Genomic DNA, 25386 nt, shown 5'->3' with positions numbered 1-25386 from the left:
TTTATTCGTTTCCGCGTTCGACCTCATCCAACAACTGCCGCAGTTCGTCGACCGAAAGATCCTCTTCTTTGATCAACGAAGAAACCACGCCCAGGTAGGAATTATTGAAATATTTCGCAATCACGTTCTTCAGGGTACCTTTGCTGTAGTCGGCCTCCGAGATCGCCGCGAAGTATTGATAGGTATTGCCAAACGTATGGTGCGACAGGAAGCCTTTCTCTTCCAAGCCCCGCACGATGGTCGACAGGGTATTGAAATGCGGTTTGGGCTCGGCATAAAACTCAAGCAGTTGCTTGACAAACATAGGCCCTTCTTTCCAGAACCAACCCATGATCTCCTCTTCTTTTGTTGTTAATCTTTTCATCCGTTGTTGTTGTTTTATCATGTCTTCCGCAAAGAAACTATTTTATTTAGTTTATAAACTAAATTGTTTAGTTAATAATGCTAAAGAAGTGCTTTTTGGGAGCGGAACTCCCCAAAATACCCTCCGAACAGAGTTTTTCGTTTTTTTACTTGCATCATACAGGATTTTATTTCGTATCTGTATATCAGCCATATAGCTGTTTTGGGAAGTAAGAAAAGCACTAAAAATCCTGTAAGTAACTTTCCGAAACCTGTTGGCGAGCCCCGGCAGTGATCCGTTTAACATTGTCGGCTGCCCCGGCTGTATGATGTAAGTAAAAAAACGAAAAACTATGTTCAGGATGATCGGTTTACCCCTGTTTGCTGTTTGCATTTGTTAACATCCTCCCCTTAACGACCAAGCCTCCACCTCTGCTAAAAAAGGCCGCCGGAGTTTTTCCAAAGGCCGGCAGGGTTTTGCAAAAGGCCGTCGGAGTTTTTCCAAAGGCCGGCAGGGTTTTCCAAAAGGCCGGCAGGGTTTTTCCAAAGGCCGGCAAGATAGTCCATTTGCTATTCATTCATTTGGAGATCTTCGAATTTCAAAATATTGGAAGACCCGCCACAGCTCCCTTTTTCAAACTACCGGTACTTTGCGCACAAAATATTAGTGGTTTGTCGAGGAAATACCGGTATTGGGTGGATAAACTACCGATACTATCAGCCTATACGCTCCCCAGCCCATCAGTAGGCCGAAGAGGATGCCGACCAATACATCCAGCGGATAATGTTTCCCGACATAGATCCGGCTGTAGGCCACGGCCATAGCCCAGGCGAAGATAAATATCCCGTACGCTTTATGTTTGAAGTAAAGAAAAGAAAACATCGCCAGGCAGAAAGAGCTGGAAGAATGGGCCGAGAAGAAGCTATAACTGTTTCCCGGATCTTCCAGCTGATTGATCAGTTCTTTCAGAATCTCCTCATGCCCCGGGCGGGGACGCATAATCAGCCATTTGACCAGGTTGTTCAAAAACAACGTCAAGCCCACGCTTAACACCAAATACAACGCGGCGACCTTCCGGTTGGGCCGCTTACCAAAAAAGATAACGAGGAAAACCAATAACGCCACCGCACCCCAGGTGATATAAGAACTCAGGAAAGTCATAACGGAGTCCAGCCACGGTGTATGTTTATTATTGAGAAAAACAAAAAGCTCTCTGTCCCAATCCGGAAAATTCATCTTTAAATAAACTATTAATCTATATAAATAACCCTTTTCATGGCGTAAAGTTACAAAAGAAAGCGTGTACATGTCACAGAATTGTCATACGTATTACATTTTCCTGTAACAATTAGTCCGGTACTTTGTCGAAAAACAAGTACATTTGACGTATGGCTATGATTGATATGAATGCAAACGATAAAACGGCAAAGATCCGCATACTGGTTGTCGACGATGAGGAGGATCTCTGTGAAATCCTTAAATTCAATCTGGAAACCGAAGGGTATGCGGTCGACACGGCGAACAGCGCCGAAGAAGCCTTAGGGTTGGATCTGGAAGTTTATCAGTTACTCCTATTCGATGTGATGATGGGGGAAATCTCCGGCTTCAAACTGGCCAGTCGGTTAAAGAAAAACGAGAAGACCGCCGACATACCCATTATCTTCCTCACAGCGAAAGATACGGAGAATGATATGCTGACCGGTTTTAATCTGGGTGCCGATGATTACATCTCCAAGCCTTTCTCGATCCGCCAGGTGGCTGCGCGAGTGAAAGCGGTATTGCGGCGAACGGCAAACAAAGAAGAGGCGCCGGAAAAAGAATTATTGGTTTACGAAACCTTGTCTCTGGACACGACAAGGATCAAAGCCGCCGTCGACGCTCAGGAGATAGCGTTGACAAAGAAAGAATTCCAGATCTTGCAACTGCTGCTCGAGAACAAAGGCAAAGTCCTTTCGCGTGAAGAGATCCTGGCGCGGATATGGAAAGATGAAGTGTATGTGTTGGACCGGACAATCGATGTCAACATCACCCGGTTAAGAAAAAAGATTGGGGCTTACGGCAAGAATATCGTGACCCGTCTCGGATTTGGTTATTGCTTTGAAGTATGATGTTTCACCAGAAAAAAGAGCGACAAAAGCCAAAGCAAAGAGTTCCTTTCAGCCAAAGGCTTTTCTGGTCGGTATTCTCTATCTTTTTAGGGTTTACGGCCTGCTTTCTGATCTTTCAGTATCAACGGGAAGCCGAATATACGAAAGGTAAACTCGATAGCGTTTTGAGCAACTACAATTACCAGCTTCATAGCCGTTACAAACAGACCGACGATATCCATACGTTAGTCAGGCAGTTTATTGATGAGATCCCGCAAAAAGACCTGCGGGTCACCATTATCGATCTGTCCGGAACCGTCTTGTTCGATAATAGCGGGAAAGAAACATTCGACAATCATATCAACCGCAGCGAAGTGATATTGGCCATACAACATGGAGAAGGCTACGCGATCCGCTCGTCGGGCTCTACGGGTAAACGCTATTTCTACTCGGCCAGCCGCATTGATGATCATATCTACCGCTCGGCTCAACCGTATAACCTATACCTGAAAGATATCCTTACGATCAATAAAGATTTTCTGTTCTTTATGGTGTTCATGCTGGTCTTATTCTTCATCGTACTCTCCCGGTTTAGCTTCAGCATAGGCCATTCAATCTCCAAACTGCGCGACTTCGCCAATAATATAGCCAACCGCGACCTTCAGGAGATCACATACACCTTCCCCAACGATGAATTGGGAGATATATCGCGCAATATCGTCACCTTATATCAACGCCAGCAAGAGATAAAAGAAGACGATATCCGCCGGAAAAGACAACTGACCCAAAATGTGGCTCACGAACTCAAAACCCCGGTCAGCAGTATTCAGGGTTATCTGGAAACCATCCTTTCCAACCCGGACCTGTCGGAAGAGAAAAAGAACTATTTCCTGGAACGCTGCTATGCGCAAAGTTCCCGCCTGACCGACCTGTTGAGGGATATCTCCGTACTCAACCGTTTGGACGAGGCCTCCGGTATGTTCGACTTCTCGGATGTAAACCTATGCAAAATCGTTTCTGAGATTGATGCCGAATGCAGTCCTTCGATGAAAGAAAAAAATATGACCTCGACCATTCTGATTTCAGACGATACCACGATTCAGGGCAACCCTTCTCTGCTCTATTCGATCTTCCGTAACCTTTACGACAATGCCATCGCATACGCCGGTGAAGGCAGCCATATCGAGATTGCCTGCGAATGGCAAGATGCCGACTTCTATTATTTCCGTTTCGCCGACAATGGGGTAGGAGTAGACGAGCAATACCTATCGCGCATCTTCGAACGTTTCTATCGGATCGATAAAGGACGAAGCCGGAAACTCGGAGGTACCGGATTAGGATTAGCCATAGTAAAGAACGGTGTATTCTTTCACAAAGGACAAATAACCGCTACCAGCCAACCGGGAAAAGGCGTAACCTTCCATTTTCACCTGAAAAAGAACCGGTAAAAGGCCAGTCATCAAAGACTGTTGGCCATTCATCAAAGAAATTTGTTTCTATAAAACAAACCTCCCATCTTTGCTCTCAAGAGAAAGAATTAGTAGTACAAGAGAATTCGTGTTGAATTTTATGAAGGTGTGTGTGTTATAGTTTAGGTTATTAATTCTGCGTTTTGAGTAACCGGGCATAAGCCGGATTCGATCTTTCTTATGACTGGTTACTCAAAACAAAAGAAAAACCAAGAGGTTTGCTTACAATAATATTTTACTTTTGTATTCATGAAAGAAAACACAAGAAAACATTTAATAATCACTTCGTATTGGGTATTAATAGGCATTCTTGTCTGGTTTTCTGCAGATAAGGAGATGCCGCTTATGCAGCGTTTCTTTTGCTTTCTTTGTTTCTGCGCCATCACGATCATCATTGCTATCTCTTTCAGTAAAACCCTGTTCCAGAAAACAATCCGTAGTCAGAAGACCGTACCGTTTGTGGTGAAGTTTATCGCTATGGTCACCTTGATGGCTGTCGGGCTTCTTCTTGTGGAAAAAGCATTCTATATACTGGAGATCAAAGGATTCTTCAACTCTACTTATTACTCGGTGGAGAATATCCCCGACATAAAGCGAGTGGGGGATATGATTCCGGGGCTGATAGCCTGCAACCTGGTGTTCTGCGTCGTCCTGTTGTACTATGAATATACCGTATTGCAACAGACCAACCTGGAAGCCCAATTGAAACTCCTGCATGCCCAGATCAATCCGCATTTCATGTTTAATGTATTGAACTACCTGTATGTGTTGATGCAGAAAGATACCGACCTGGCGTCGACCCTCTTGCTTAAATACTCCGATGTATTGCGTTATCAATTGTATAGCGGAGAGAAAGGAACGGTTAAGCTGGATCAGGAGATCCAATTCCTGAAAGACTTTATCGATGTGGAGAAGTTCCGCTGGGAAGATAAGTTGGACGTGGCCTGCTCGTGGACGATGGATAACCCCAACAAGGATATCCCGCCGCTTCTATTGATGCCTTTCGTGGAAAACGCCTTCAAGCATGTATCGCGCTCGCCTTCCAACAAAGGTTTTATCCATATCCTTTTCGAACAGAAAAACAATCAGCTCTACCTCGATATCGAAAACTCCCGGTCGGACAAGCCGGTGAAAAAGAAGAGTACAGGCATCGGGCTGGAGAATGTCAAAGCCCGCCTGGAGATCCTGTATGGCCAGCGCTATTCGCTGACGATCAAAGAGTCGGATGCTCTTTATCAGGTTAAATTAAAATTATATCTATAAATATGATGTCTCCCGAACCCACTTCAACCCCGTCTGTCGTTCTTCGTTGCCTGGTCGTCGACGATGAATCGTTTGCCATCGAAGGCGTGATCAGTCTGATCAACAAACTGAATTTCCTTTCCGTCACAGCGACCTGCTCCTCGGCGATCGAAGCCCAGGAGGTATTGCGCAAGCAAGAAATCGATCTGATGTTTCTGGATATCAATATGCCGGATCTGACCGGATTGGAACTCTTGGAATCGTTAGACAATGCGCCATTGACGATCCTGACCACCGCCTATTCCGAATACGCGTTAGACGGGTTTCGCTTGAATGTAGTCGATTATCTGTTGAAACCGATCGGTTTCCAACGCTTCTTCCAGGCCTGCCAGAAAGCGATGGAGATCTATACCTCGCGTATCTCTTTATATAAGAACGAAGCGGAGATCCCTTCCGATATGTATATCCGCCAGGGGGATTCGTTTATTAAGATTGCCTGGGAAGAGATCCTCTATGTGGAGAGTATGCAAAACTACCTGAAATTGCATTTCAAAGACAAATCGTTTGTGATCCACCAAACGATGTCTTCTTTGGAAGAGATGCTGCCTAAGGATGCTTTCTTCCGGATCCATAAATCATTTCTGGTCAATACGGCGCATATCGAATTGGTCAGCGGAGGGCGTATCTTCGTCAACGGCAAGGAATTGCCGCTATCCAAACACCGGAAAGACGAACTCTTCGATACGGTGATCCTGAAAAAACTGATTAGTAAATAAACGATTCATTTGCCCGGTCGCGGAGCTCCTCCCGCCCGGTTCATGGCAAAGATCCCTTTTTGCTTGGAACGAATATCTTCGACCAGGTAAAAAGCATCCGGATCAAAGGAGTTGATGACCGCAATCACTGCCGGATCATTCTTCCGGCTGATCACCGTTTCTACGATATCGACTTCCGACACCGCGCCTTCTCCCCGGATAAACGTTGAGCCAAATCCTTTCTGATTGAGTAAGCGCGTCAGCTCCGATCCGTCTTTCTTCGTATAGATACGGAAAAGATGGAAGCCGAACGCGATCTTATTCTCTACCAGTATACCGACAAAGTTACCCGCAGCATAACCTCCGGCATACGCCAGGTAAGCAATCAGGCTATTCGCATGCGAAAAGATCTGGGAGATGATCACCACCCAGATAAATACTTCGAAAAAGCCGACGATAGGCGCTTTGTATTTCTCCCCTTTGGAGACAAAGATAATACGCAACGTACCCAGCGTCACGTCACAGATTCGCCCGAAAAAGATAACGACAGGTAATAACCAGGGATGAAGATCGAAAATTTCAAACATAACCTATTCCTTTTAGTACATCCACACGCATGAACGGTGGAGGTGTTCAAGCGACAAAATTAGGGAAATTGTTCTACTCTTTTTTATTTCTTCCGCAAAATATACAGCTCCGCCAGCTCGCCGGTGATCCGCTTGCCGTCCGCGTCGAGCACGAAGAGCAGGTTTTCGCCCACCTGAAATTGCTCCATCTGGTCATTATCAAGGGTTATCGCACTACCCTTTTCATTCCAGCTGAACTTTCCCGATACTTCAAAAGTATTCGCTTCTTCTTTACCCTGATAAACCGTTTTCTTTTTGAAATGATCAGCGGTCAACGTGATCTCGGTGTAAATACCGGAACAATCGGCACAAGGAAGCGTCCCGGTATAGGTACCTTCATAATCCAACGCATTACGCGAATTATGGGCTGTATCCACAACCGAAGAGGTTTGCTCTTCTTTCGGCGTTTCCTTTTTGTTACTGTTACATGCCGTCAATGAGATGGCGCCAATCACCATCAAAACCATAGAAACATTCATAATCTTAGCCTTCATAGTCTTAAATATTTAAATTCTATGAGTATAACACCCGATCGGAATAAATGGTTTTGAAAACGTCAGGCGTTTATCCAGGTCAATTTGTGCCACAGACTCTCCAACGGACCTTGCTTATGACTCTTCAACCACCATTTACAGAAACAGACCTGCAAGGCAAAGAAAAGAAATCCGATCAAAAGGCTAACCGTGAACCCGCAATAAGGAGCCAGGTAGAAACCGATCGGGAAATAAATAATCGCCCCCAAGATCGACTGGGTGATATAATTGGTCAAACTCATTCGTCCGTAGAAACGCAGACTGTCTACCTTTTCCCGGAAAGATTCTTTCTGGTATAACAAGACGAACGAGGCGACAAGCACGAAAGTAAACGCAAACTTCTGCCACATATCCAAAACGACTCCAACCGTTTGTTTGACCATTGCCACCTCCATCGAATCATAAAGTTCGACCTTCAACTGATACAACGGTCCGAAAAGTACAGCAGCGACAATAAGGGCCTTCACCCAGAAGCGTGTATTCTTTTCCGAAGAGAGAAACAACCCTTTTCGTCCGATCAATAAACCCAACATAAACAATCCGGCCGTCTGCAGAAAACGTCCGGCACCTATCGCCCAAAACAAGCTGGCGACCTGTCCGTAGGTCATATTCCGGCTCAGGAAAGTCCATAGATCGCCTTCTTTCGTATACGCCGCGACTTCGGCATACATCGCTCCCACGCCCAGATCCGGCAACGTATACGCCGGATTATACAATGAAGCGATATAATGAAACCATTCCACCGGTTGCAACAACAGGATCACGGCTGTGATGCCGATCGCCTTGTCGCTCCATTTGCGTACGACAAACAGGAATATCCCCACGACAGCAAATAATAACAACACATCTCCGGCAGGGAAGAAAGCCGCATTCAATGTGGCAAATCCAACCAGCAGAAGCAGCCGCCAGAGGAAACGCCAACCGAAATCTTTTCCTTTCTGTTGCTGATTCGTATATTGTATATAAAAGGTGAAGCCAAACAAAAGCGCAAAAATAGCATAAGACTTCCCGGCGAAAAGCGAAAAGACGACACTGAATACCCCCTGATCCAACGCCGCCAGCCAGGCCGGTTGGGTGGCCGGATCCGGATACACCGGAAAGATAAAATGTTCAAGACTATGGACCAGCAAAATGGCCATTACGGCAAAACCGCGAAGGGCATCAACGACTTCGATACGGGAGATTTTCGGAACAGTGTGCATCGGTGAATGTGCATTCATAAGATTCGTATTAGATACATAGATAGACAGGAAGCCAAGCGCATTTGATTCAAGAGATAGATGAAAAATATCAAGAACAAAACAGAGGCTGCTTCATAACGAAGCAGCCTCTTCTCTCTTTCGACTAAACCAGCCTATTCTAATTGAGGATTAGCTAATAGTACATTTCACTCCTTGCCGAATTGATTTCAAAAAACCATTCTCCGTTCTGTTCCGATGCATAGAGTTTACCTTCTCTCAACAGCCATCCTATGGAGAGAAATATATGGGGTTCACGCTTTTGGGTAAGTTCACCAATACCTCTTAATGACAATCGGCCCCTCTCGGAGAGTAATAAATAAATATCACCGGCATTCATTCCAACATCATTTTTTATCATAGTTATCATTTTATAATAGTGAAAAACTCAAGGACAATAAGAAGATCTTGTTAAATCGAATAAGTTATCTCACGAAAGTTATCCGTATTCTCTTTTCTCATTACCACAAAGATATTGCTTCAGCGCATATAAATCATGACGAATAAGCTTTTATATTTGATTTTTTGTGCCTATTTTTGTAAAAGAACAAAACCTGTGAGAGCATTTTGAACCGAAATCGACACAAAATCCTGTAAAATAGGAAAAACAACATCTCTCGCAGCATAACCGAATAAAAGAGAAGATTAATTATGAAAGACGTAAGTTTACACGAGACCTTCGTAAGGGCAATGGAGAAAGAGATTCCCAAGAAAACAAAATTAGCCGATTTTGTAGCAGACTCCTTATGCATCGAAAAAGAAACAGCTTACCGCCGACTTCGCGGAGAAGTTCAGTTTTCCCTCAGAGAGGCCGGCATACTGGCGACCCTTTTAAATATCTCTCTGGACAATTTGATTCATGACCATTCGAAAAGCCTGACATTAGGCTTGCCGATCGATTACCTGACCGGCACGTACGACCGTTCGCAGATCGAAGACATTATCCATTACCTGCATGAGTTCACCCAAGAGCCGGGATGTGAATTCGGTATGGCGTTGTCGGGCATACCTTTTTCGCTTTTTCTTCAATACAAACGTTTGGCTCGTTTCTATCGGCTGAAATACGTGAATCATACCACCAACCGACCCGTCAGTATCCCTTATGAAAAGATAGAAGAGTCCGAAGCAAAAATCGAATACCGGGAAGAGCTCTATCTTTTGTTCCGGCAGATCGCCAATACCTACTATGTCTGGGACCGTCAGATCATTCAGTTGCTGGTCAACGACATCAAATACGCGGCAAGTATCCGGTTGATAGCCGGTTGGGAGGTCGCTGAACTGAAACAAGAGCTCTTCCGTTTCCTCGACGATCTGGAGCAAATAGCGATCAAAGGCATATTTCCGGAAACGGGGAATAAGTGTGAGCTTTATATCTCCGACGCCCATATCGATGTATCCTATGCGTATATGTGTTCCCAAAAGAGGCAGGTCAGCACCCTCTCCGCTTTCGTCATTTTCTCGTCTATCTCGCTGGAAACACAGACCTTTCAGAAAGTAAACAACTGGGTGAAGTCCTTGAAACGATTTTCCACCCTCGTCTCCGGCATCGGTGAAAGAGAGCGTATCCTTTTCTTCGAAGAACAGCGGGAGATCGTTGATACCTTATAACTATTCGATATAAAAAGTAACCGACAGGCTATTCCCTTCCTCATCGACTGCGGTCATGGAATGCTTTCCTTTAGCGGGGGATAGGGTGATTTGATGAAAATCCTGCGTCAGGGTGATATAGGTTTGATCCAGATGCCAGTAGACCGTCATATCCCGGTGGGTATGAACCAGTTCGAAGGTCAGCTGCCCTTGCGTACCGTCAAGCTGACGGGTCGGACGGATACGGGCATTCATCTGCGGATAGATAAACTGCATCGGTTGGCGCGTATCTTCCCCACAACCGGGTTTAAAGGGTGGAAGCGAGCGGTATTCGGGATGATGTTGTTTGTAATACCATTCCCAGGCCGGAGGAAGGGTGAACCATTTGCGTTGTACGGTCGGCTCCGTGTCGATACAACCGGTATAGACCCGCTGCGTCTCGTCCGCCGTCAGATTCACCAGGTGATGATACGGACAGGTTGGCGAGCGCATACCTGCCGGAAGAACCGCCAGTGTATCCGTCTGTTCACAAAAACGTCCTTTCAGATGGCCGGAATGACGGCATACCTCGGCTTCGGTAAACTCCGCATAAGGGGGATCGAACCAGTCGCTTCGGGCTAACAGATTAAAGATATCAAACAGTACAGGCCCTGCCGTCCGGGCGCCGACCAATCCGGCCTTTCCTTCGCCGGAAGCATTCCCTACCCAGACCCCCACCACGTACTGCGGAGTCACCCCCACCGCCCAGGCATCGCGGAAGCCATAGCTGGTGCCCGTCTTCCAGGCGATCGTCTGCATCGACGGAATTACGCGCCAATCAATCTCCTCCGGTCGGTTCACCTCTTTGATCGCTTCGAAGGTTTGCCAGACCGCGCCCTTTTGAAAAGGATTACGCTTCTCTCCTTCCTTTTGCTCTTCACCGGCGATCAGGGAAGGAGATCGATCGGGCAATGCCAACAGGCTGCGGCCCATAGCCGAATAAGCCGCCGACACGTCCCAAAGCGTCGCTTCGGCCCCACCCAGGATCAGGGACAAGCCGTAATGGGAAGCCGGTTGGGTCAATGTTCGTATACCCGCCGATCGGAGGAAGTCATAAAACTTGGGCACGCTGTACTGGCGCAACAACTGTACGGACGGAATATTCAACGAACGGGCAACCACCTCCGAAGCCGCCACCGCCCCTTCGTATTGCATGTTAAAGTTCTGCGGCGAGAAACCGTTTATATTGACCGGGATATCAGCCAGTAAAGTATGGGGCAGGATCTCTCCCTCTTGCAAAGCGGCACAATAGAGAAAAGGTTTCAGGATACTTCCCGTACTGCGGGGCGCCTGTATGATATCCACCTGATTAGCCGAGTTTTTCTCGGAGAAACGCACATTGCCGCAATAGGCCACCACCTCGTTCGTACGGACATCCAACACCACTGCCGCTATATTCCGGATATCACTCCGGCGGAATTCATCGTTCCATCGCTCCAATAGCTCTTCGACTCTTTCTTGTACCCCTTTGTCGATCGTCGAGATTGTTTGTTCTCCTTTTCTTGTGGCATTAAAATAAGTCACCAGATGCGGTGCGGTCTGAGGCAAAGGAAGCGGCTCATCGGGTAAGGGTTCGCTAAATGCCAAGGTGTAGGTTGAAAGATCGATCTTCTTCGTGTCGAATAGATAGGCCAACAACCGGTTTCGTTTTTTCAACAGCGCATCCCGGCTCTTCGAGAGGTGGATCATCGCCGGCGCGTTAGGCAATACAGCCAATGTGGCTGCTTCCGCCCACGAGAGCTGATCGGCCGAATGACCGAAATAACGCCAGGCGGCAGCATCCAGTCCCACCACATTCCCGCCAAAGGGTGCATGGGAAATATAAAATGCCAGGATACGCTCTTTCGAATAACGAAACTCCAGGCGCGTAGCCAGGATCATCTCGATCAGCTTTTCTCCGACCGTGCGCGACTCTTTACGCGAAAGGCGGATCGTCTGCATCGTCAGCGTACTGCCGCCGCTCACCACCCGTCGTTCTTTCAGGTTCTGCCGTATCGCCCGGCCTATAGCCAACGGATTGACTCCCCAGTGCCGATAGAAATGCCGGTCTTCGAACGCTATCAGACAAACCCGCATCTTCTCCGGCACCGTCTCCCGCTGCTGGAAGCGCCATTGTCCATCCTGCGCAATCCGGGCACCCAACAGCTCTCCCTGCCGATCGGTCACCACCGTCGAATAAGGCGCATCAAAAAGTTGCCGGGGAAGACAGAACAGATAGAGTAGGAATAAAAGGGCAATCACAAGAATGATCAAAGTCTTAAATCTCATCTAAAACCAGCTTTTCAATTGTGCTGATAAAGCCTTTTGCCTGATTGTATCTTTTAAGGGCTGTTTCTTCATCAAAATAAACAAAATCTTCATAATCGCTGCTTTGCCGCTCATCAAACAGAGCATTATAAAACAGGCTAAGAGACTTATCGACTTTGCCGGTCAAGACAAAATGCAATCCAAACATTTGCTTTACCCCAGCATGTGTTTGCGCATTCAGGTGCGACTTCACCATCAGAGCTGTAAGGCTATAGAAACAAGCATAATAGATGCGGTTGATCGCTGTATTATAATACTGCTCTTTGATCAAAGTTTCTACCTCACCCAAGGTTTCTTCGGCTCTATTGATCCGGTATTCAATCAAAGCTTTACGGCTGCTATCGTCTAAAATATCCGTCATAACATTATTCCTTCTTTCATTACATTGATATAAAACGGAGTTTTGAAAGGACGATTAGCCCATTCTTTCTGGGTATAGATCAGAGGGCTGACATGAACCCCCGTCTCCAGTTCCAATTCATAAATAGGATAACGGATTTCGTCCTTGTCCAGAATACTCAGCTTATCCTTATTCAACAGTATCAGCAAATCAATATCCGAGTTTGCGCGAGCTTCGCCACGGGCTTCACTTCCATACAGAATAATGGTTGCATCCGGCGCAGTCCGGCGGATAATCTTTCTCACTGTTTGTACGATCTCCGAGCGTTTCATTTTCACTTCTATCTTCGGTTCTATTCAAAACAAAGATAACAAAAAAATCTTTGTATTTACCTCCATTATCTTCGGAAAAGAAACCTACGAACGAAATATGATGAAAAATTAGTATTAGACTACACCATCGAAGCCATCGCCCTCGACTCCGGGTTCGGCAGCCTACACATAAAAGTTTGACACCCCCCTTCCACCTTTCACCCGGTCGCCAGATCCCTGTATTGATCGGCTTTTCGGGTGAAGGCTTGGTAAAGAATTTCCCAAAGTGTATCGTCCTGAAAAAGGTTGACTGTTTTGGTTCCCAAAAAGGCCGGCAGGGTTTTCCAAAAGGCTGCCGGCCTTTTTTAAAGGGCTGCCGGAGTTTTCCAAAAGGCCGGCGGCTTTTTTGGGGAAGCTCTCGTTTTTTTTGGGGTATTATTTTATCTTTCACCTGAAATGCTGATCAATACAGGGATCTGGCGACCGGGTGAAAGGTGAAGACCGGGGTGTAAACTTTTATGTGGTAAGCTATCGGTAGTTGCTGAGGTGCTGAAGGGGTTATCGGATGATGTCGTTGAGAATTTTGTCGGTGGCGCCGGTATTGTTTTTGACGAAGTCGCCGGCGGCCCGGCCGGCCTCTTCCAGGAGGTGGGGGTAGGAGAGGAAGTCGTTGACGCGGGAAGCGAATTCATCGGCGTTGGGGATCGAGAAGCCTCCGCCGACGGCGATCAGGTCTTTGGCTTCTTTGAATTTCTGGTATTTGGGGCCGAAGATCACGGGAATGCCATAGACGGCGGCTTCCAATGTGTTGTGAATGCCCGCGCCGAAACCTCCGCCGATATAAGCGATATCGCCATAGCGGTAGATCGATGAGAGCAAGCCGAAGCTATCGACGATGATACAGTCTTTGTCGGACGAATCTTTACTGAACGCTTCGGAGAGGCGGATCGAGGGGCGTTGCAGTTGCGCTTCGATCTGCATGAGGTGTTCGCGGTGGATCTCGTGTGGCGCGATGATCAGTTTGAGGTCGGGATGGGCATTGAAATAGTTGATCAGGATCTCTTCGTCGGCGGGCCAGGAGCTTCCGGCGATAAGTATCCGCGCGCGTTCCCCTTTGGTATTGTGCAGGAACGTGTCGATGCCCGGGATATCGCGGCGGTGGTTATAGACGTCGAACACCCGGTCGAAGCGGGTATCGCCGGCCACGGTCACCGCGGTGATGCCAATGGATTGAAGCAGGTCGAGCGATTGCTTATCCTGCACAAACAGGTGATCGAAATACTGCAGGAACCGGCGGTAGAGCATCCCGTACCATTTGAAAAAGAGCTGTTCCTTGCGGAAGATGGCGGAGACGATATAGGTCGGGATACCTTTGCGGTTGAGCTCACCCAGGTAGTTGCCCCAAAACTCATACTTGATAAAGATCGCCATGCAGGGGTTGGCCAGATGAATGAACTTACGCACCTTGAAAGGTGTATCGAAAGGCAGGTAGCAGATCACATCCGCCAGTTCGTAGTTCTTGCGCACCTCGTAGCCCGAAGGGGAGAAGAAGGTCAACAGGATCTTATATTGCGGATATTCCGCTTTGATCTTCTCGATCATCGGGCGTCCCTGTTCGAACTCGCCCAGTGAAGAGGCGTGAAACCAGATATATTTCGCGTTCCGGTCGATCTTTTCCCGAAGAATACCGTTGGTTTTCCATTGCCCCCAGCGCATCAAGCGGGCTTTCTTATGAAAAGGAGAAGCCAGTTCGATCAACAGGGCATAGAGGTGGATCAATAAACTATAGAATATCATACGCTTTTCAACTATCGCTTAGCCAAGTGATGCGATCGCCCGGTTGATGCGATGGATTGTTTCTTCTTTTCCCAATGTCTCGGTGATATCAAAGATATGCGGGCCTTTGCCTTCGCCGACCAGTGCCAGACGGGTGGCGTTCATCAGGTTGCCCAGATGGTATCCTTTACTTTCGATCCAGGCTTTGACCACTTCTTCCGTGCCGGCACTATCGAACGGTTCGCGTTGGCGTAGGACGTCGGCCAGTTCGGCCAGTTGAGCGGCGGAGTCGGCTTTCCAGCGTTTCTTGACGGTCTTTTCGTCGTATTGTTCAGGCGCTTTGAAGAAGAAAGCGGAAGCGTCCCATAATTCTTTCACGAAGTTGACGCGCTCTTTCATCAGGCCGGCAACTTTGGCGACATAAGCCGGGTCGGGGTTGGCGATGCCCTGTGTTTCCAGTATGGGGATAAACATCGTGGCGATCTCGGCATTGCTTTTCTTTTGCAGGTATTGGTGGTTGAACCATTTGCCTTTCTCGTAATCGAACTTTGCACCGCTCTTGCTGCAATGCGAGAGGTCGAACAGACGGATCATCTCTTCCATCGCCATCATTTCCTGATCGTTGCCCGGGTTCCATCCCAGAAGCGCCAGGAAGTTGACCACCGCTTCCGGCAGGTATCCGCTTTCGCGATAGCCCGACGAGATCTTTCCTTCGGCATCTTTCCATTCCAACGGGAAAACAGGGAAACCCAGGCGGTCGCCATCGCGTTTGCTCAGCTTGCCGTTTCCTTCCGGTTTCAACAAGAGAGAGAGATGGGCGAACTGCGGCATGGTGTCGGTCCAGCCGAAATAGCGGTAGAGCAATACGTGCAAGGGGGCGCTCGGCAGCCATTCTTCGCCACGGATCACATGGGTGACCTCCATCAGGTGGTCGTCGACGATATTGGCCAGGTGGTAAGTGGGCAGCTGGTCGGCCGATTTGAAAAGCACCTTGTCGTCCAATACGGAGGAGTTGATCACTACCTCGCCGCGGATCAGGTCGTTCACGATGACCTGTTCTCCCGGTTCGATTTTGATGCGGACAACATACTGCGCGCCGTCGGCAATCAATTGCTCCACTTCCTCCCGGGATAAGGTCAAGGAATTACGCATCTGCATACGGGTAGAGGCGTCGTATTGGAAATTGGCTATTTCGTTTCGTTTGGCTTCCAGCTCCTGCGGGCTGTCGAAGGCGATATACGCCAGTCCTTTGTCCAGGAGTTGGTCGACATATTCTTTGTAGATGGAACGGCGCTCGCTCTGGCGGTACGGCCCTTTGTCGCCACCGAAGCTGACGCCTTCGTCGAAGCGGATACCCAGCCAGGTCAGGGCTTCGATGATATATTCTTCCGCTCCGGGAACAAAACGTTGGGAGTCGGTATCTTCAATACGCAGGATAAAATCGCCGTCGTGTTGACGGGCAAACAGATAATTGTATAAAGCGGTGCGGACGCCACCGATATGTAGAGGCCCGGTTGGGCTCGGGGCAAAACGTACTCTTACTTTTTGTCGCATCATAGGGGTATATATTATAGATAATGCGGCAAAAGTAGGCCTTTTTTTTCTCATGGTAAACTTTTTTGTATACATTTGGTGGTTATTATCGTTAGTAGTAGCTTGTTTATTACTCATTCCTAAAAAGAAAGATTATGAAACTAAAACGACTAAACATAAAATCAACGGTTTACTTTGTGTTGGCTGTCATCCTGATGGCCTATTTCTTCCCCCGTGAAGGAAAGTTCCGTTATCTGTTTTTTGAAGGGAAACCCTGGCGCTATCAGTTGTTGACGGCTCCGACCGATTTCCCGATCTATAAGGCAGACGAGGAGGTGAAAGCCGAGAAAGACAGTGTGATCGAACATTTCGAACCGTATTACCGGATGGATCCTTTGGTGGAAGCGACACAGATCGATGAGTTGCGCAGTGAGTATGCGGCCAACATGAAAGATAAAGTGCCGCATGCCTACCCGCAATATATCGAAAGTGCCCTGATCCGCCTGTACAAGAACGGGATCATCTCTCCCCAGGCGCTGGAAGAGCTGAAAAGAGATAAGGTGGAACGGATCAATCTGGTCGAGAACAATATGTCGCAATTGCAGTATGTCTCCGATATGTTTACCGTGCGTACGGCCTACGAGTTTATCCTCAACAATAGTCCGCAAAGCCTGGATAAAGCCCTTCTGCAATCCTGCAATATCAATAATTACCTGGCGGAGAACGTGATGTACGACAAAGCGATGTCGGACCGTATCCTCGATGAGAAACTGAACAGCGTAGCCATCTCGAACGGAATGATCCAGGCCGGGGAACGGATTGTCGACCGGGGAGAGATCATCGATCATCATACCTATAATGTATTGCGTTCGCTCAAGATTATCCATGAATCCAAGTCGGGAGGGACGCAGATCCAATGGGTGCAGTTTGCCGGGATCTCGGTTTTACTGATCTCTCTGTTGTTTTGTTTCTGGCTTTACCTCTGGTCGTTCCGTCCGAAGATATTCTATAAAAGGAAAAATGTACTTTTCTTATTGTTGCATATCACGGTGTTCTGTGTTATGACGGAGTTGTGTGTGACCTATAATTGGTTTAATGTCTATATCATTCCTTTTGCGATGGTACCGACGGTGGTGCGGACCTTCTTCGATTCGCGAACGGCCTTGTTCACCCATCTGATTGTTGTCTTGATCTGTTCATTGATGGTTCCTTATCCGCAGGAGTTTGTCTTGTTGCAGGTGGTTGCGGGTATGGTGGTGACCTTTAGCCTGAAAGATCTTTCCGAGCGGTCGCAGTTGATCCGTTGCGCCTTTTTTATCTTGCTTTCTTATTCCATTACCTATACCTGTCTGACGGTCTATCAGGAATTGGATTTTACCAAATTGAACTGGACCATGTTCCTTTATTTCGGGATCAGCTTTATCCTGTTGATGTTTACGTATATCCTGGTTTATATGCTGGAAAAGGCTTTCGGTTATGTTTCTGCCATCACCCTGGTCGAACTGTCGAACATCAATACACCGATATTGAAGAAACTTTCGGAAACCGCGCCGGGAACGTTCCAGCACTCCCTTCAGGTGTCGATCCTGGCGTCGGAAGCAGCGACAAAGATTGGAGCCAATGCCGCGTTGGTCCGCACGGGAGCGATGTATCATGATATCGGTAAGATGGAAAATCCGGCGTTCTTTACCGAGAACCAGAAGAATTTCAACCCGCACGACCAGTTACCCTTTGAGCAGAGTGCACAGATTATTATCAGCCATGTGACCGACGGAGTACAGATGGCGGAGAAAGCGAAATTGCCTCAGGCGATAATCTCGTTTATCAAGACCCACCACGGGCGCGGCAAAGTGAAGTATTTCTACAACTCCTTTAAGAATAAATACCCGGATCAGGAGATCGACGAAGCCAAATTCACTTACCCGGGACCCAATCCTTTCTCCAAAGAGACAGCGATCCTGATGATGGCCGATGCGGTCGAAGCCTCTTCGCGCAGCTTGAAAGAGTATACGGAGGAAGCGATCAGCGAATTGGTCAACCGGATCATCGACAGTCAGATCGACGACGGATTGATGAAGAATACGCCATTAACCTTCCGCGATGTGTTGACCGTGAAGCAAGTCTTTATCGATAAGCTCAAAACGATGTATCATACCCGGATCAGTTATCCCGAACTGAAGGCGTAACTACATAAAAAGAGGCAATGGTTGAAATAACTTCCCGGAGGAACCCCGCCCTTTGATCTTCAAGTCCTCCATTCTTCCCCGTAAGAAAACAAGGGAACTCCTTGTTTATTAGCGATTTATTCTGTATCTTTACCTCAGAGAAATAACAAAAACCAACGCTATGGGAAGATACATAAACCCCTTACTCGATTTTAGCTTCAAGAGGCTATTCGGGCAGGACGCCAGCAAAGAGTTGCTGATCGATTTTTTGAATATCTTGCTCGAAGGAGAACGAAAGGTGGAAGATATTACGTTCTATTTTTTCGATCGGGCGCTGTTCTATCTCTGTCGGATGATCAGCAGTCAGGGGCAGAAAGGAGGGGATTGGACATTTGAGGTCTGTCCCGTGTATGGGATTTACTTCTTGAACTTTCGGCTGCCGGGGTTGAATAAGCTACGAACGGATGTGATCCTGGCCGACCGGGATACAGGGCTTCAGATCGACGGGAGGTTGCGACAGATCTTTATCTCGTTGCCGCACTTCGAGTTGACGGCCGATGAATGCCAAACAGATTTTGAACGATGGATTTATTTATTCAAATATATGGATACGTTAGAAAGAATACCATTTGAGACCAAGAAAGCAACCTTTAGGAAGTTGCTTAAGGCCGCCGAGATAGAAAGTCTCTCCTCGGGTGATCGCCGACACTATGATAAGGTCCTCAAAGACTACCGCGACTATGTCAATACTGTTGAATACGCCAAAGTAGAAGGAATCGAGATCGGAATGGAGAAAGGAAAAGTAAAAGGAATCGAGATCGGAATGGAGAAAGGAAAAGTAAAAGGGATCGAGATCGGGATGGAGAAAGGAAAAGCCGAAGGAGTGAAGACTGTAGCCCTTCGCTTGAAAGAATCAGATGTTTCGCTGGATTTGATTATACGAAGCACCGGCTTGTCGCCCGAAGATATCGAGAAGCTTTGATCTATATTACCCTGCCGTACATCTGCTAACAACCCAAACGACCCAAAAAGATCTTTAGAAATCAACGATCAATCGGACGTTTATCTGGCGACCGGTGAGGTAGTTGGGCACGGCGTACTGGGTGCTGTACACATCGGTAATCCAGTAGTAGGAATTGGTATTTTTAATATCGAAGAGGTTAAAGACATCCAGACCAAGCCAGATATTCTTCAGGTTGCGGAAGAAGCCTCTTTCCATAATCGCATCGGTGCCCCCCGCCAGTTGGTAGGAGAGGCCGATATCGACCCGGCGGTAGGCCGGTAGCCGGAAGGTGCCCCCATTTTTTCCTTCGGTGTATCCTACATTAGGGACTGTGATCGGTAGGCCTCCGGCAAGCACACCTTTGAGATTCATTTTTATCCGTTCGTTTCCGGGGAAATAATCCTGGAAGAAGAGCGACAGGTTGTAACTCTGGCTATTGGGCATTGGCGCCTTGATAACCTTGTCGTTGAGCGTGATGGTCTGCTCGGCTTTCATCAATGACAGGCTGATCCACGAGTCGGTGCCGGGAACAAATTCGCCGAAGAACTTCATATCGAGCCCCATCGCATAACCCGTTGCACAGTTTTCGCCATAATAGCGAAGCTTGACATTATCTAAGGTATAGGGAATCAGATCGTCCATCTTTTTGTAGTACACCTCGGTAGTCAGTTTGAAGTTCCGGTCTAACGCTTTGAACGTATAGTCGCTACCCAGGATGAAGTGGATCGATTGTTGTGCTTTGATGTCTTTATTCAATTCAACATGTTCATTCCCGTAATCGTCTCTGACCACTTTGCGTATTTCTTTATAGAACGGTGACTGATAGTAGAGTCCGGTGGCAAAGCGGAACGTCAGGTTCTGGTTGAAGTTGGGAATGAAACCCAGAGAAACGCGTGGGCTGAAAATAAATTCACTGTTGTAATCCCAGTAGCTTCCCCGGATCCCGCCGACCAGGCTGAAGAGCCCTTTGGAGGTGCGGAATTTGAATTCGTCCTGCAGGTATGCCGATATGCGGTTGCTGTTTAGTTTTTCATTGGAATAGAGATTGGAGATGACACTGACGAATTCGCTGTTCTGGGGCAGGGAGTAGCCGGAGGAGTCGCGCTTTTCCCATTCGCTGATCTTGTCTTCGATCTTTTCCCGTTGGAAGGTCATTCCCCACTGGAGCGTATGCGCTTTGATGCGGGTTCTTCCGTAATGATTTACGTTGAATATATCGGAATGGAGCTGGTTGCGTGCATGCTCATGGTAGCGTCCGACGGTCATGCCCTGGCTCATTTCACCGGAATTCGGGTCGGAAGCGCCGTCTTCGCTCATCCAGTATTCGCCGCTGATATCATACGATTCTTTCTCGCGGCTGTTGAAACCGGAGACCTGGAATCCCAATTCGGCGTTTTCGTTCGGTTTATGTTTTAAGGTGAATGCGCCGAACAGGGTCTGGAATTTATCTTTTTCCTGACCGTCGAAAAAGACGATAAAGTTTTGCGGGTTGTCTATCGTGCCAAAGGTGGTTTCCCTGTTGTAAGGGGTGAACGTATAGTTGTTGACCGCCACGTTACCCATCAGGTTGATCTCCCATTTGGGCAGGAATTCGTAGGTCATATAGGTTTGCAGGTCGATGAAATTCGGATCGTATTCAGCGTCGGTATCCATGGTTTTCAACAGCGAACGCCCGGTTTTGTAGCGCAGGCCGGTCACTTGGGTGAACTTGCCCGAGGAACTGCCGACGTATGCGTTGGCGCCCAATAGGCTGGCGGAAGCGGAACCTTCGAATTTCTCCGGTTTTTTGTATTTGATATCCAGGACCGAACTCATCTTATCGCCGTAGCGGGCTTCGAAACCGCCGGCGGCGAAGTTGACCGATTCGGTCATGTCCGGATTGACGAAGCTAAGCCCTTCCTGCTGGCCCGAGCGCACCAATAAGGGGCGATAGACCTCCAGTCCGTTCACATAGACCATATTCTCATCGAAGCTGCCGCCGCGCACGGAATACTGCGAGCTTAATTCATTATTGGAAGATACGCCGGCATAGGTGACTACCAGGCTCTCGATGCTGCCGCCAGCCGGGTCGGGAAGGAACCGGACTTTATCCGCATCCAGGGCCTCCAATGTGGTGGTTTGCCGCCGGGTAGCGGTGACGACCGCTTCACCCAAGACGATACTCAGCGGGTTCATCTGCACGTTCAGACGCAGGTCGGCAACCGGCTTGGGCAGGATACGCTCCGCTTTGTTGTAGCCCAGACAGGAGAAAAGGACCGTCAGTGAATCGGCCGGAGCGACAGTCAGGGAATAGTACCCTTTTTCATTGGTCATCGTACCGTTCAGCGTATTCTTGACCATGATATTGACCAGATCTAACGGGTTCCCATCAGCATCATGCACATAACCGGTGATCTTGATCCGATCCTGTGCGAAAGCGTTAAAAGAGATAAATATAAATAACAGTGCGACTGCAGCGCGAATCTTCATAACATCAAATTTATATTCTACTAACGTAAAAAAAGCATTAAGCGTATATCGTTTACCGAAAAGGTAGTGTTTTTTTCTCTATATTTGCTCCGCATTTCGATAAAACGGATAGATATGGAAAGTTTTTCAGCACTGATTAAACAAAGAAGAAGCACAAGAAAGTTCACGGAAGAGGCATTAACGCCGGAGCAGGTGGAGATGATCCTGAAAGCCGGATTGATGGCGCCCTCCTCGAAAGGTAAGAATCCCTGGGAATTTATAGTGGTTGAAGATAAAGATATGTTGCGGCTTCTGGCCGGCAGCAAAGAACATGGTGCCGGCTTTCTGGAAGGCTGTGCCTTGGCAGTGGTCGTCTTGGCCAACACGATGGAGAGTGATGTCTGGATCGAAGATGCGGCTATCGCTTCGATCTATATGCAATTGCAAGCCGAAGAGCTGGGATTGGGCAGTTGCTGGTGCCAGATTCGGAACCGCGTGACGGCGGAAGAAGCCGATTCGAATGAATTAATTCGTCGCTTACTGAACATTCCGTACCAGTTAGATGTTTTGTCCATAATCGGCTTGGGCCACAAGGCACAAGAGCGGAAGCCCTTGGATGAAGAAAAGCTCCAATGGGAGAAAGTGCACATAGGGAAATACGAGTAAGACAGGATGAAGGTTGTATTTGTTGGTGCCGGGAATCTGGCGACGCGTTTGTCGATAGAGATGCACAGGGTAGGCATGACGATCGGGCAGGTTTATAGCCTGACGGAAGAGAGTGCCCATCTGCTTGCGTCAAAGTTGAATGCGCCGTGGACCACGGATATCGTTGAGATCATCGATGATGCCGACCTTTATATCTTCTCGGTGAAAGATGCTGTACTGGAAACGGTGTTGGCGCAGATGAAACCCAACGGCGGTTTGTGGGTGCATACAGCAGGCAGTATCCCGATGGATATCTTCAGTTCCTATACTTCCCGATACGGTGTTTTTTATCCTTTGCAGACTTTCTCAAAAGGGCGGGTGGTTTCTTTTGATAAGATACCGGTTTTCCTGGAAACAGCGAAGGAAGAAGATCAAGCGGTCTTACTCACGGTGGCAAATGCACTGACGGATACCGTTTTGTTTTTGTCGTCGGAGAAAAGGAAACAAATTCATCTGGCGGCGGTCTTTGCCTGCAATTTTGCCAATCACATGTATGTGATTGCGGAGAAGATATTGGAAGAACAGGAGATTCCTTATAAGATGTTGTTGCCTCTGATCGAGGAGACTGCGTCGAAATTGCAGGATCTGTCTCCTCTGTTAGCTCAGACGGGACCGGCAGTCCGCTACGATGAGAATGTGATTGAGATGCAATCGGATTTGTTGACCAATGAGCGATACCGGGAACTCTATCGATTGATTAGTCAAAGTATACATATAGAAACGGGAAATGAGTAGTATTAATTTTGATTTACGGAAGATAAAAGCCTTTGTCTTCGATGTGGATGGGGTGCTTTCCTCTGATGTGATCCCGTTGCATCCGAATGGAGATCCTATGCGCACGGTGAATATAAAGGATGGGTATGCGATGCAACTGGCTGTCAAGAAAGGCTACCAGGTGGCGATCATTACCGGGGGATATACGGATTCGGTGGAGCTTCGGTTCTCCCGTTTAGGCGTTGAACATATTTATATGCGCAGTGCGGTGAAGATGAAAGATTTCCTTCATTTTCTGGAAAAGACGGGACTCTCTCCGGAGGAAGTCATGTATGCCGGTGATGATATTCCGGACTATGAAGTGATGAAGATGGTCGGACTGCCGGTCGCTCCGGCCGATGCTGCTCCTGAAATAAAAGAAATTGCGGTTTATGTTTCTCCCCGTCGAGGCGGAGAAGGGGTGGCTCGCGATATTATCGAACAAACAATGAAAGCCCAGAATGCCTGGATGGGGGAAGAGGCATTCGGCTGGTAATATTTATAATGTAGAAAACAGTTGCTTTATGGAAATGATGCTTCCGAACTTAAAGAAATACAAGGTGATTTTGGCTTCAAACTCTCCTCGAAGGAAGAACTTGCTTGCCGGGTTGAATATTGATTTTGAAGTTCGGGTAATTGATGATATCGATGAATCCTATCCTTCGGACTTGGATATATATGATGTGGCGGAATATATCGCCTGCAAGAAAGCAGAAGTCTATAAAGCCAGTATGGCGAGTGATGAATTGTTGATCACGGCCGATACGATCGTTTCCCGCTTTGATAAGATATTGGGCAAGCCGGAAGGGAAAGAAGATGCGGTTAAAATGCTGCAGGAATTATCCGACCGGGTGCATGAGGTCGTTACCGGAGTTTGTCTTCTGGCCCAAGACAAGAAAGTCTCTTTCTCGGAATCCTCTGCTGTCAGCTTCTCCAAGCTGTCGGAGGAAGAGATCGAATACTACGTTGAAAAATATAATCCGATGGATAAAGCCGGCGCTTACGGTATCCAGGAATGGATCGGCTATGTCGGGGTTGAGGCGATCAACGGATCCTTTTATAATGTGATGGGTTTGCCTATCCAAAGGCTCTATCAGGAGTTGAAGAATTTCTGATGCACTTTACTGCATCAGGTACTTACGCATTCCTTCCGAATACTTGGTTTTGTAGTTCCCTTCTTCATCGGTATAGATAAGAAAGTATTCCACATTGGGCAGCGCATCCCCGATTCTGGAGGCTTCTTTGTCGTTCAAGGCCGTAAATGCGGTCGATAAACCATCACTTGTCATGCTGTCGTCTGCAATGATTGTGCTGCTCAGGATATTCTGTTCGGCAGGATAACCCGTCAGCGGGTTGATCGTATGGGCATGTTTCCGTCCTTCCTTTATATAATAGGTATGGAAATTACCGGCAGTAGCTACTCCTCCTTTTTTCTTCAATTGAATAACCTGTTCAATATTGAACGTACGCTCTTCCGTCGTTTCCGGCTTGCGGATCGTGATCCGCCAGGGATCACCCTGGGGATTGACTCCCCGCGTGACGATCACACCACCGATATCAATCTTGTAATTCTTTACTTTATTGTCTTCCAATAACTGAGCCAGACGGTCGGCGGTGTATCCTTTGGCCAGGGAGGTCAGGGTCAATTGGATGCGCGGATCTTCTTTTTTCAGTTGACTGCCTTCCAGGTGTATCTTCCGGTACCCGACAAACTGGCGGATACTGTCGACGACATATACGGGCACGTTCTCCGGATTCTCGTATGCGCCCGACCATAATAAAACCAAAGGGAAGCAGGTGATGTCAAAGATCCCTCCGGTCTCTTCGGATATGATTCTTGCCCTTTCCACGACCGTGATAAAGTGGGTATCGACCACTACCGGTTCGTTACGGTTTACTTTGGCCACAATCGACGCCGGGTTATAGGCATTTAAGGAGTTGTTCAACGACTCCATCTCTGCATCGATCAATGCGGTCAACTGCTTAGGCGCCTGATACAACAAGGTGTAATTGCGGTTGTAGATAACCCCTTTCTCTTCAAAATAGGTATTATTCAATGAGCAGGAGGGAAGTAAAGCGATAATTCCCAAGAATAGGGTGGTATAGAGCAGAATTTTTTTCATTTG

The 25386-nt window shown here is 47.6% G+C and carries 25 protein-coding genes; 11 read left to right on the top strand and 14 right to left on the bottom strand.

The genetic code is table 11. The features are described from left to right. Position 1: 1 nt before the first annotated feature. The 3 genes from M2133_RS12810 to M2133_RS12800 all read right to left on the bottom strand — a co-directional run bounded on the left by M2133_RS12810 (position 2) and on the right by M2133_RS12800 (position 1579). Positions 2-364, bottom strand: coding sequence for a BlaI/MecI/CopY family transcriptional regulator (locus M2133_RS12810; RefSeq protein WP_277466564.1), 363 nt, complete (start codon positions 362-364; stop codon positions 2-4). Between the two features lie 413 nt (positions 365-777). Continuing rightward, the gene (locus M2133_RS12805; RefSeq protein ID WP_277466563.1) at positions 778-909 is read right to left on the bottom strand and encodes a hypothetical protein; all 132 of its coding nucleotides are present in this window, start codon (positions 907-909) and stop codon (positions 778-780) included. A gap of 97 nt (positions 910-1006) precedes the next feature. After that, positions 1007-1579, bottom strand: a complete 573-nt coding sequence (locus tag M2133_RS12800) for a phosphatase PAP2 family protein (RefSeq protein WP_277466562.1) — start codon at positions 1577-1579, stop codon at positions 1007-1009. A gap of 152 nt (positions 1580-1731) precedes the next feature. Here M2133_RS12800 and M2133_RS12795 point away from each other — a divergent pair, with 152 nt between their 5' ends. From M2133_RS12795 to M2133_RS12780, 4 genes are all read left to right on the top strand, one after another. Further along, the gene (locus tag M2133_RS12795) at positions 1732-2451 is read left to right on the top strand and encodes a response regulator transcription factor (protein WP_277466561.1); all 720 of its coding nucleotides are present in this window, start codon (positions 1732-1734) and stop codon (positions 2449-2451) included. After that, entirely contained in the window at positions 2448-3878 is a 1431-nt protein-coding gene (locus M2133_RS12790) for a HAMP domain-containing sensor histidine kinase (RefSeq protein ID WP_277466560.1), read from the top strand. The genes M2133_RS12795 and M2133_RS12790 overlap by 4 nt, the downstream gene beginning before the upstream one ends. Before the next feature lie 366 nt (positions 3879-4244). Then, on the top strand, positions 4245-5162 hold the full coding sequence (locus M2133_RS12785; RefSeq protein ID WP_277466558.1) for a histidine kinase: 918 nt from the start codon (positions 4245-4247) through the stop codon (positions 5160-5162). 5 nt (positions 5163-5167) lie between these two features. Next, the gene (locus M2133_RS12780; protein WP_277466612.1) at positions 5168-5917 is read left to right on the top strand and encodes a LytTR family DNA-binding domain-containing protein; all 750 of its coding nucleotides are present in this window, start codon (positions 5168-5170) and stop codon (positions 5915-5917) included. Positions 5918-5922: 5 nt separating this feature from the next. Here M2133_RS12780 and M2133_RS12775 read toward each other — a convergent pair whose 3' ends face one another. The 4 genes from M2133_RS12775 to M2133_RS12760 all read right to left on the bottom strand — a co-directional run bounded on the left by M2133_RS12775 (position 5923) and on the right by M2133_RS12760 (position 8654). Continuing rightward, positions 5923-6483 (bottom strand): DUF2179 domain-containing protein, encoded by a 561-nt coding sequence (locus M2133_RS12775; protein WP_277466557.1) that lies wholly within the window; start codon positions 6481-6483, stop codon positions 5923-5925. A gap of 83 nt (positions 6484-6566) precedes the next feature. Further along, positions 6567-7016, bottom strand: a complete 450-nt coding sequence (locus M2133_RS12770; RefSeq protein ID WP_277466556.1) for a copper resistance protein NlpE — start codon at positions 7014-7016, stop codon at positions 6567-6569. 62 nt (positions 7017-7078) lie between these two features. Next, positions 7079-8275 (bottom strand): DUF418 domain-containing protein, encoded by a 1197-nt coding sequence (locus tag M2133_RS12765; protein ID WP_277466555.1) that lies wholly within the window; start codon positions 8273-8275, stop codon positions 7079-7081. A 154-nt stretch (positions 8276-8429) separates the two neighbouring features. Further along, positions 8430-8654 (bottom strand): winged helix-turn-helix domain-containing protein, encoded by a 225-nt coding sequence (locus tag M2133_RS12760; protein WP_277466554.1) that lies wholly within the window; start codon positions 8652-8654, stop codon positions 8430-8432. Positions 8655-8944: 290 nt separating this feature from the next. Here M2133_RS12760 and M2133_RS12755 point away from each other — a divergent pair, with 290 nt between their 5' ends. Beyond that, positions 8945-9901, top strand: coding sequence for a hypothetical protein (locus M2133_RS12755; protein WP_277466553.1), 957 nt, complete (start codon positions 8945-8947; stop codon positions 9899-9901). Here M2133_RS12755 and pbpC read toward each other — a convergent pair whose 3' ends face one another. From pbpC to gltX, 5 genes are all read right to left on the bottom strand, one after another. Beyond that, a complete protein-coding gene (pbpC, locus tag M2133_RS12750; protein WP_277466552.1) occupies positions 9902-12187 on the bottom strand; it encodes a penicillin-binding protein 1C in 2286 nt (761 codons plus the stop codon). Beyond that, positions 12177-12587: a HEPN domain-containing protein gene (locus tag M2133_RS12745; protein WP_277466551.1), complete on the bottom strand. Its 411-nt coding sequence runs from the start codon at positions 12585-12587 to the stop codon at positions 12177-12179. Before M2133_RS12745 ends, pbpC begins: the two co-directional genes overlap by 11 nt. After that, entirely contained in the window at positions 12584-12898 is a 315-nt protein-coding gene (locus M2133_RS12740) for a nucleotidyltransferase domain-containing protein (protein ID WP_277466550.1), read from the bottom strand. Before M2133_RS12740 ends, M2133_RS12745 begins: the two co-directional genes overlap by 4 nt. 537 nt (positions 12899-13435) lie before the next feature. After that, the gene (locus tag M2133_RS12735) at positions 13436-14671 is read right to left on the bottom strand and encodes a glycosyltransferase N-terminal domain-containing protein (RefSeq protein ID WP_277466611.1); all 1236 of its coding nucleotides are present in this window, start codon (positions 14669-14671) and stop codon (positions 13436-13438) included. A gap of 21 nt (positions 14672-14692) precedes the next feature. Beyond that, positions 14693-16210: a glutamate--tRNA ligase gene (gltX, locus tag M2133_RS12730; protein ID WP_277466549.1), complete on the bottom strand. Its 1518-nt coding sequence runs from the start codon at positions 16208-16210 to the stop codon at positions 14693-14695. 131 nt (positions 16211-16341) lie between these two features. On the opposite strand from gltX, the gene M2133_RS12725 reads away from it, so the two are divergent. Then, positions 16342-18372 (top strand): HDIG domain-containing metalloprotein, encoded by a 2031-nt coding sequence (locus M2133_RS12725; protein WP_277466548.1) that lies wholly within the window; start codon positions 16342-16344, stop codon positions 18370-18372. A gap of 160 nt (positions 18373-18532) precedes the next feature. After that, positions 18533-19333 (top strand): Rpn family recombination-promoting nuclease/putative transposase, encoded by an 801-nt coding sequence (locus tag M2133_RS12720; RefSeq protein ID WP_277466547.1) that lies wholly within the window; start codon positions 18533-18535, stop codon positions 19331-19333. A 54-nt stretch (positions 19334-19387) separates the two neighbouring features. On the opposite strand, the gene M2133_RS12715 is transcribed toward M2133_RS12720, so the two are convergent. Further along, complete coding sequence (locus M2133_RS12715) at positions 19388-21823, bottom strand: TonB-dependent receptor (protein WP_277466546.1); 2436 nt, start codon at positions 21821-21823, stop codon at positions 19388-19390. A gap of 114 nt (positions 21824-21937) precedes the next feature. On the opposite strand from M2133_RS12715, the gene M2133_RS12710 reads away from it, so the two are divergent. Genes M2133_RS12710 through M2133_RS12695 form a run of 4 tightly spaced genes read left to right on the top strand, consistent with a single transcriptional unit; the run spans position 21938 to position 24375 of the window. Next, the gene (locus M2133_RS12710; RefSeq protein WP_277466545.1) at positions 21938-22468 is read left to right on the top strand and encodes a nitroreductase family protein; all 531 of its coding nucleotides are present in this window, start codon (positions 21938-21940) and stop codon (positions 22466-22468) included. Between the two features lie 6 nt (positions 22469-22474). Beyond that, positions 22475-23242 carry a Rossmann-like and DUF2520 domain-containing protein gene (locus M2133_RS12705; RefSeq protein ID WP_277466544.1) on the top strand — a complete coding sequence of 256 codons (768 nt, stop codon included), beginning with the start codon at positions 22475-22477 and terminating at the stop codon, positions 23240-23242. After that, positions 23235-23756: an HAD-IIIA family hydrolase gene (locus tag M2133_RS12700; protein WP_277466543.1), complete on the top strand. Its 522-nt coding sequence runs from the start codon at positions 23235-23237 to the stop codon at positions 23754-23756. The genes M2133_RS12705 and M2133_RS12700 overlap by 8 nt, the downstream gene beginning before the upstream one ends. A gap of 37 nt (positions 23757-23793) precedes the next feature. Then, on the top strand, positions 23794-24375 hold the full coding sequence (locus tag M2133_RS12695) for a Maf-like protein (RefSeq protein ID WP_277466610.1): 582 nt from the start codon (positions 23794-23796) through the stop codon (positions 24373-24375). A gap of 6 nt (positions 24376-24381) precedes the next feature. On the opposite strand, the gene M2133_RS12690 is transcribed toward M2133_RS12695, so the two are convergent. After that, positions 24382-25383: an FAD:protein FMN transferase gene (locus M2133_RS12690; RefSeq protein WP_277466542.1), complete on the bottom strand. Its 1002-nt coding sequence runs from the start codon at positions 25381-25383 to the stop codon at positions 24382-24384. Positions 25384-25386: the final 3 nt, after the last annotated feature.

The sequence above is a fragment of the Parabacteroides sp. PF5-6 genome, assembly GCF_029504695.1.
In the GTDB taxonomy this organism is placed as follows: domain Bacteria; phylum Bacteroidota; class Bacteroidia; order Bacteroidales; family Tannerellaceae; genus QVMG01.
The sequence above is the reverse complement of the archived record's forward strand: the minus strand, read 5'-3'. Positions and strand labels throughout refer to the sequence as shown.

Coding starts and splice junctions, on each gene's coding strand:
- M2133_RS12810 (WP_277466564.1), bottom strand. CDS start 364: ATGAAAAGATTAACAACAAAAGAAGAGGAGATCATGGGTTGGTTCTGG.
- M2133_RS12805 (WP_277466563.1), bottom strand. CDS start 909: ATGGACTATCTTGCCGGCCTTTGGAAAAACCCTGCCGGCCTTTTGGAA.
- M2133_RS12800 (WP_277466562.1), bottom strand. CDS start 1,579: ATGAATTTTCCGGATTGGGACAGAGAGCTTTTTGTTTTTCTCAATAAT.
- M2133_RS12795 (WP_277466561.1), top strand. CDS start 1,732: ATGGCTATGATTGATATGAATGCAAACGATAAAACGGCAAAGATCCGC.
- M2133_RS12790 (WP_277466560.1), top strand. CDS start 2,448: ATGATGTTTCACCAGAAAAAAGAGCGACAAAAGCCAAAGCAAAGAGTT.
- M2133_RS12785 (WP_277466558.1), top strand. CDS start 4,245: ATGCAGCGTTTCTTTTGCTTTCTTTGTTTCTGCGCCATCACGATCATC.
- M2133_RS12780 (WP_277466612.1), top strand. CDS start 5,168: ATGTCTCCCGAACCCACTTCAACCCCGTCTGTCGTTCTTCGTTGCCTG.
- M2133_RS12775 (WP_277466557.1), bottom strand. CDS start 6,483: ATGTTTGAAATTTTCGATCTTCATCCCTGGTTATTACCTGTCGTTATC.
- M2133_RS12770 (WP_277466556.1), bottom strand. CDS start 7,016: ATGAAGGCTAAGATTATGAATGTTTCTATGGTTTTGATGGTGATTGGC.
- M2133_RS12765 (WP_277466555.1), bottom strand. CDS start 8,275: ATGAATGCACATTCACCGATGCACACTGTTCCGAAAATCTCCCGTATC.
- M2133_RS12760 (WP_277466554.1), bottom strand. CDS start 8,654: ATGATAAAAAATGATGTTGGAATGAATGCCGGTGATATTTATTTATTA.
- M2133_RS12755 (WP_277466553.1), top strand. CDS start 8,945: ATGAAAGACGTAAGTTTACACGAGACCTTCGTAAGGGCAATGGAGAAA.
- pbpC (WP_277466552.1), bottom strand. CDS start 12,187: ATGAGATTTAAGACTTTGATCATTCTTGTGATTGCCCTTTTATTCCTA.
- M2133_RS12745 (WP_277466551.1), bottom strand. CDS start 12,587: ATGACGGATATTTTAGACGATAGCAGCCGTAAAGCTTTGATTGAATAC.
- M2133_RS12740 (WP_277466550.1), bottom strand. CDS start 12,898: ATGAAACGCTCGGAGATCGTACAAACAGTGAGAAAGATTATCCGCCGG.
- gltX (WP_277466549.1), bottom strand. CDS start 16,210: ATGATGCGACAAAAAGTAAGAGTACGTTTTGCCCCGAGCCCAACCGGG.
- M2133_RS12725 (WP_277466548.1), top strand. CDS start 16,342: ATGAAACTAAAACGACTAAACATAAAATCAACGGTTTACTTTGTGTTG.
- M2133_RS12720 (WP_277466547.1), top strand. CDS start 18,533: ATGGGAAGATACATAAACCCCTTACTCGATTTTAGCTTCAAGAGGCTA.
- M2133_RS12715 (WP_277466546.1), bottom strand. CDS start 21,823: ATGAAGATTCGCGCTGCAGTCGCACTGTTATTTATATTTATCTCTTTT.
- M2133_RS12710 (WP_277466545.1), top strand. CDS start 21,938: ATGGAAAGTTTTTCAGCACTGATTAAACAAAGAAGAAGCACAAGAAAG.
- M2133_RS12705 (WP_277466544.1), top strand. CDS start 22,475: ATGAAGGTTGTATTTGTTGGTGCCGGGAATCTGGCGACGCGTTTGTCG.
- M2133_RS12700 (WP_277466543.1), top strand. CDS start 23,235: ATGAGTAGTATTAATTTTGATTTACGGAAGATAAAAGCCTTTGTCTTC.
- M2133_RS12695 (WP_277466610.1), top strand. CDS start 23,794: ATGCTTCCGAACTTAAAGAAATACAAGGTGATTTTGGCTTCAAACTCT.
- M2133_RS12690 (WP_277466542.1), bottom strand. CDS start 25,383: ATGAAAAAAATTCTGCTCTATACCACCCTATTCTTGGGAATTATCGCT.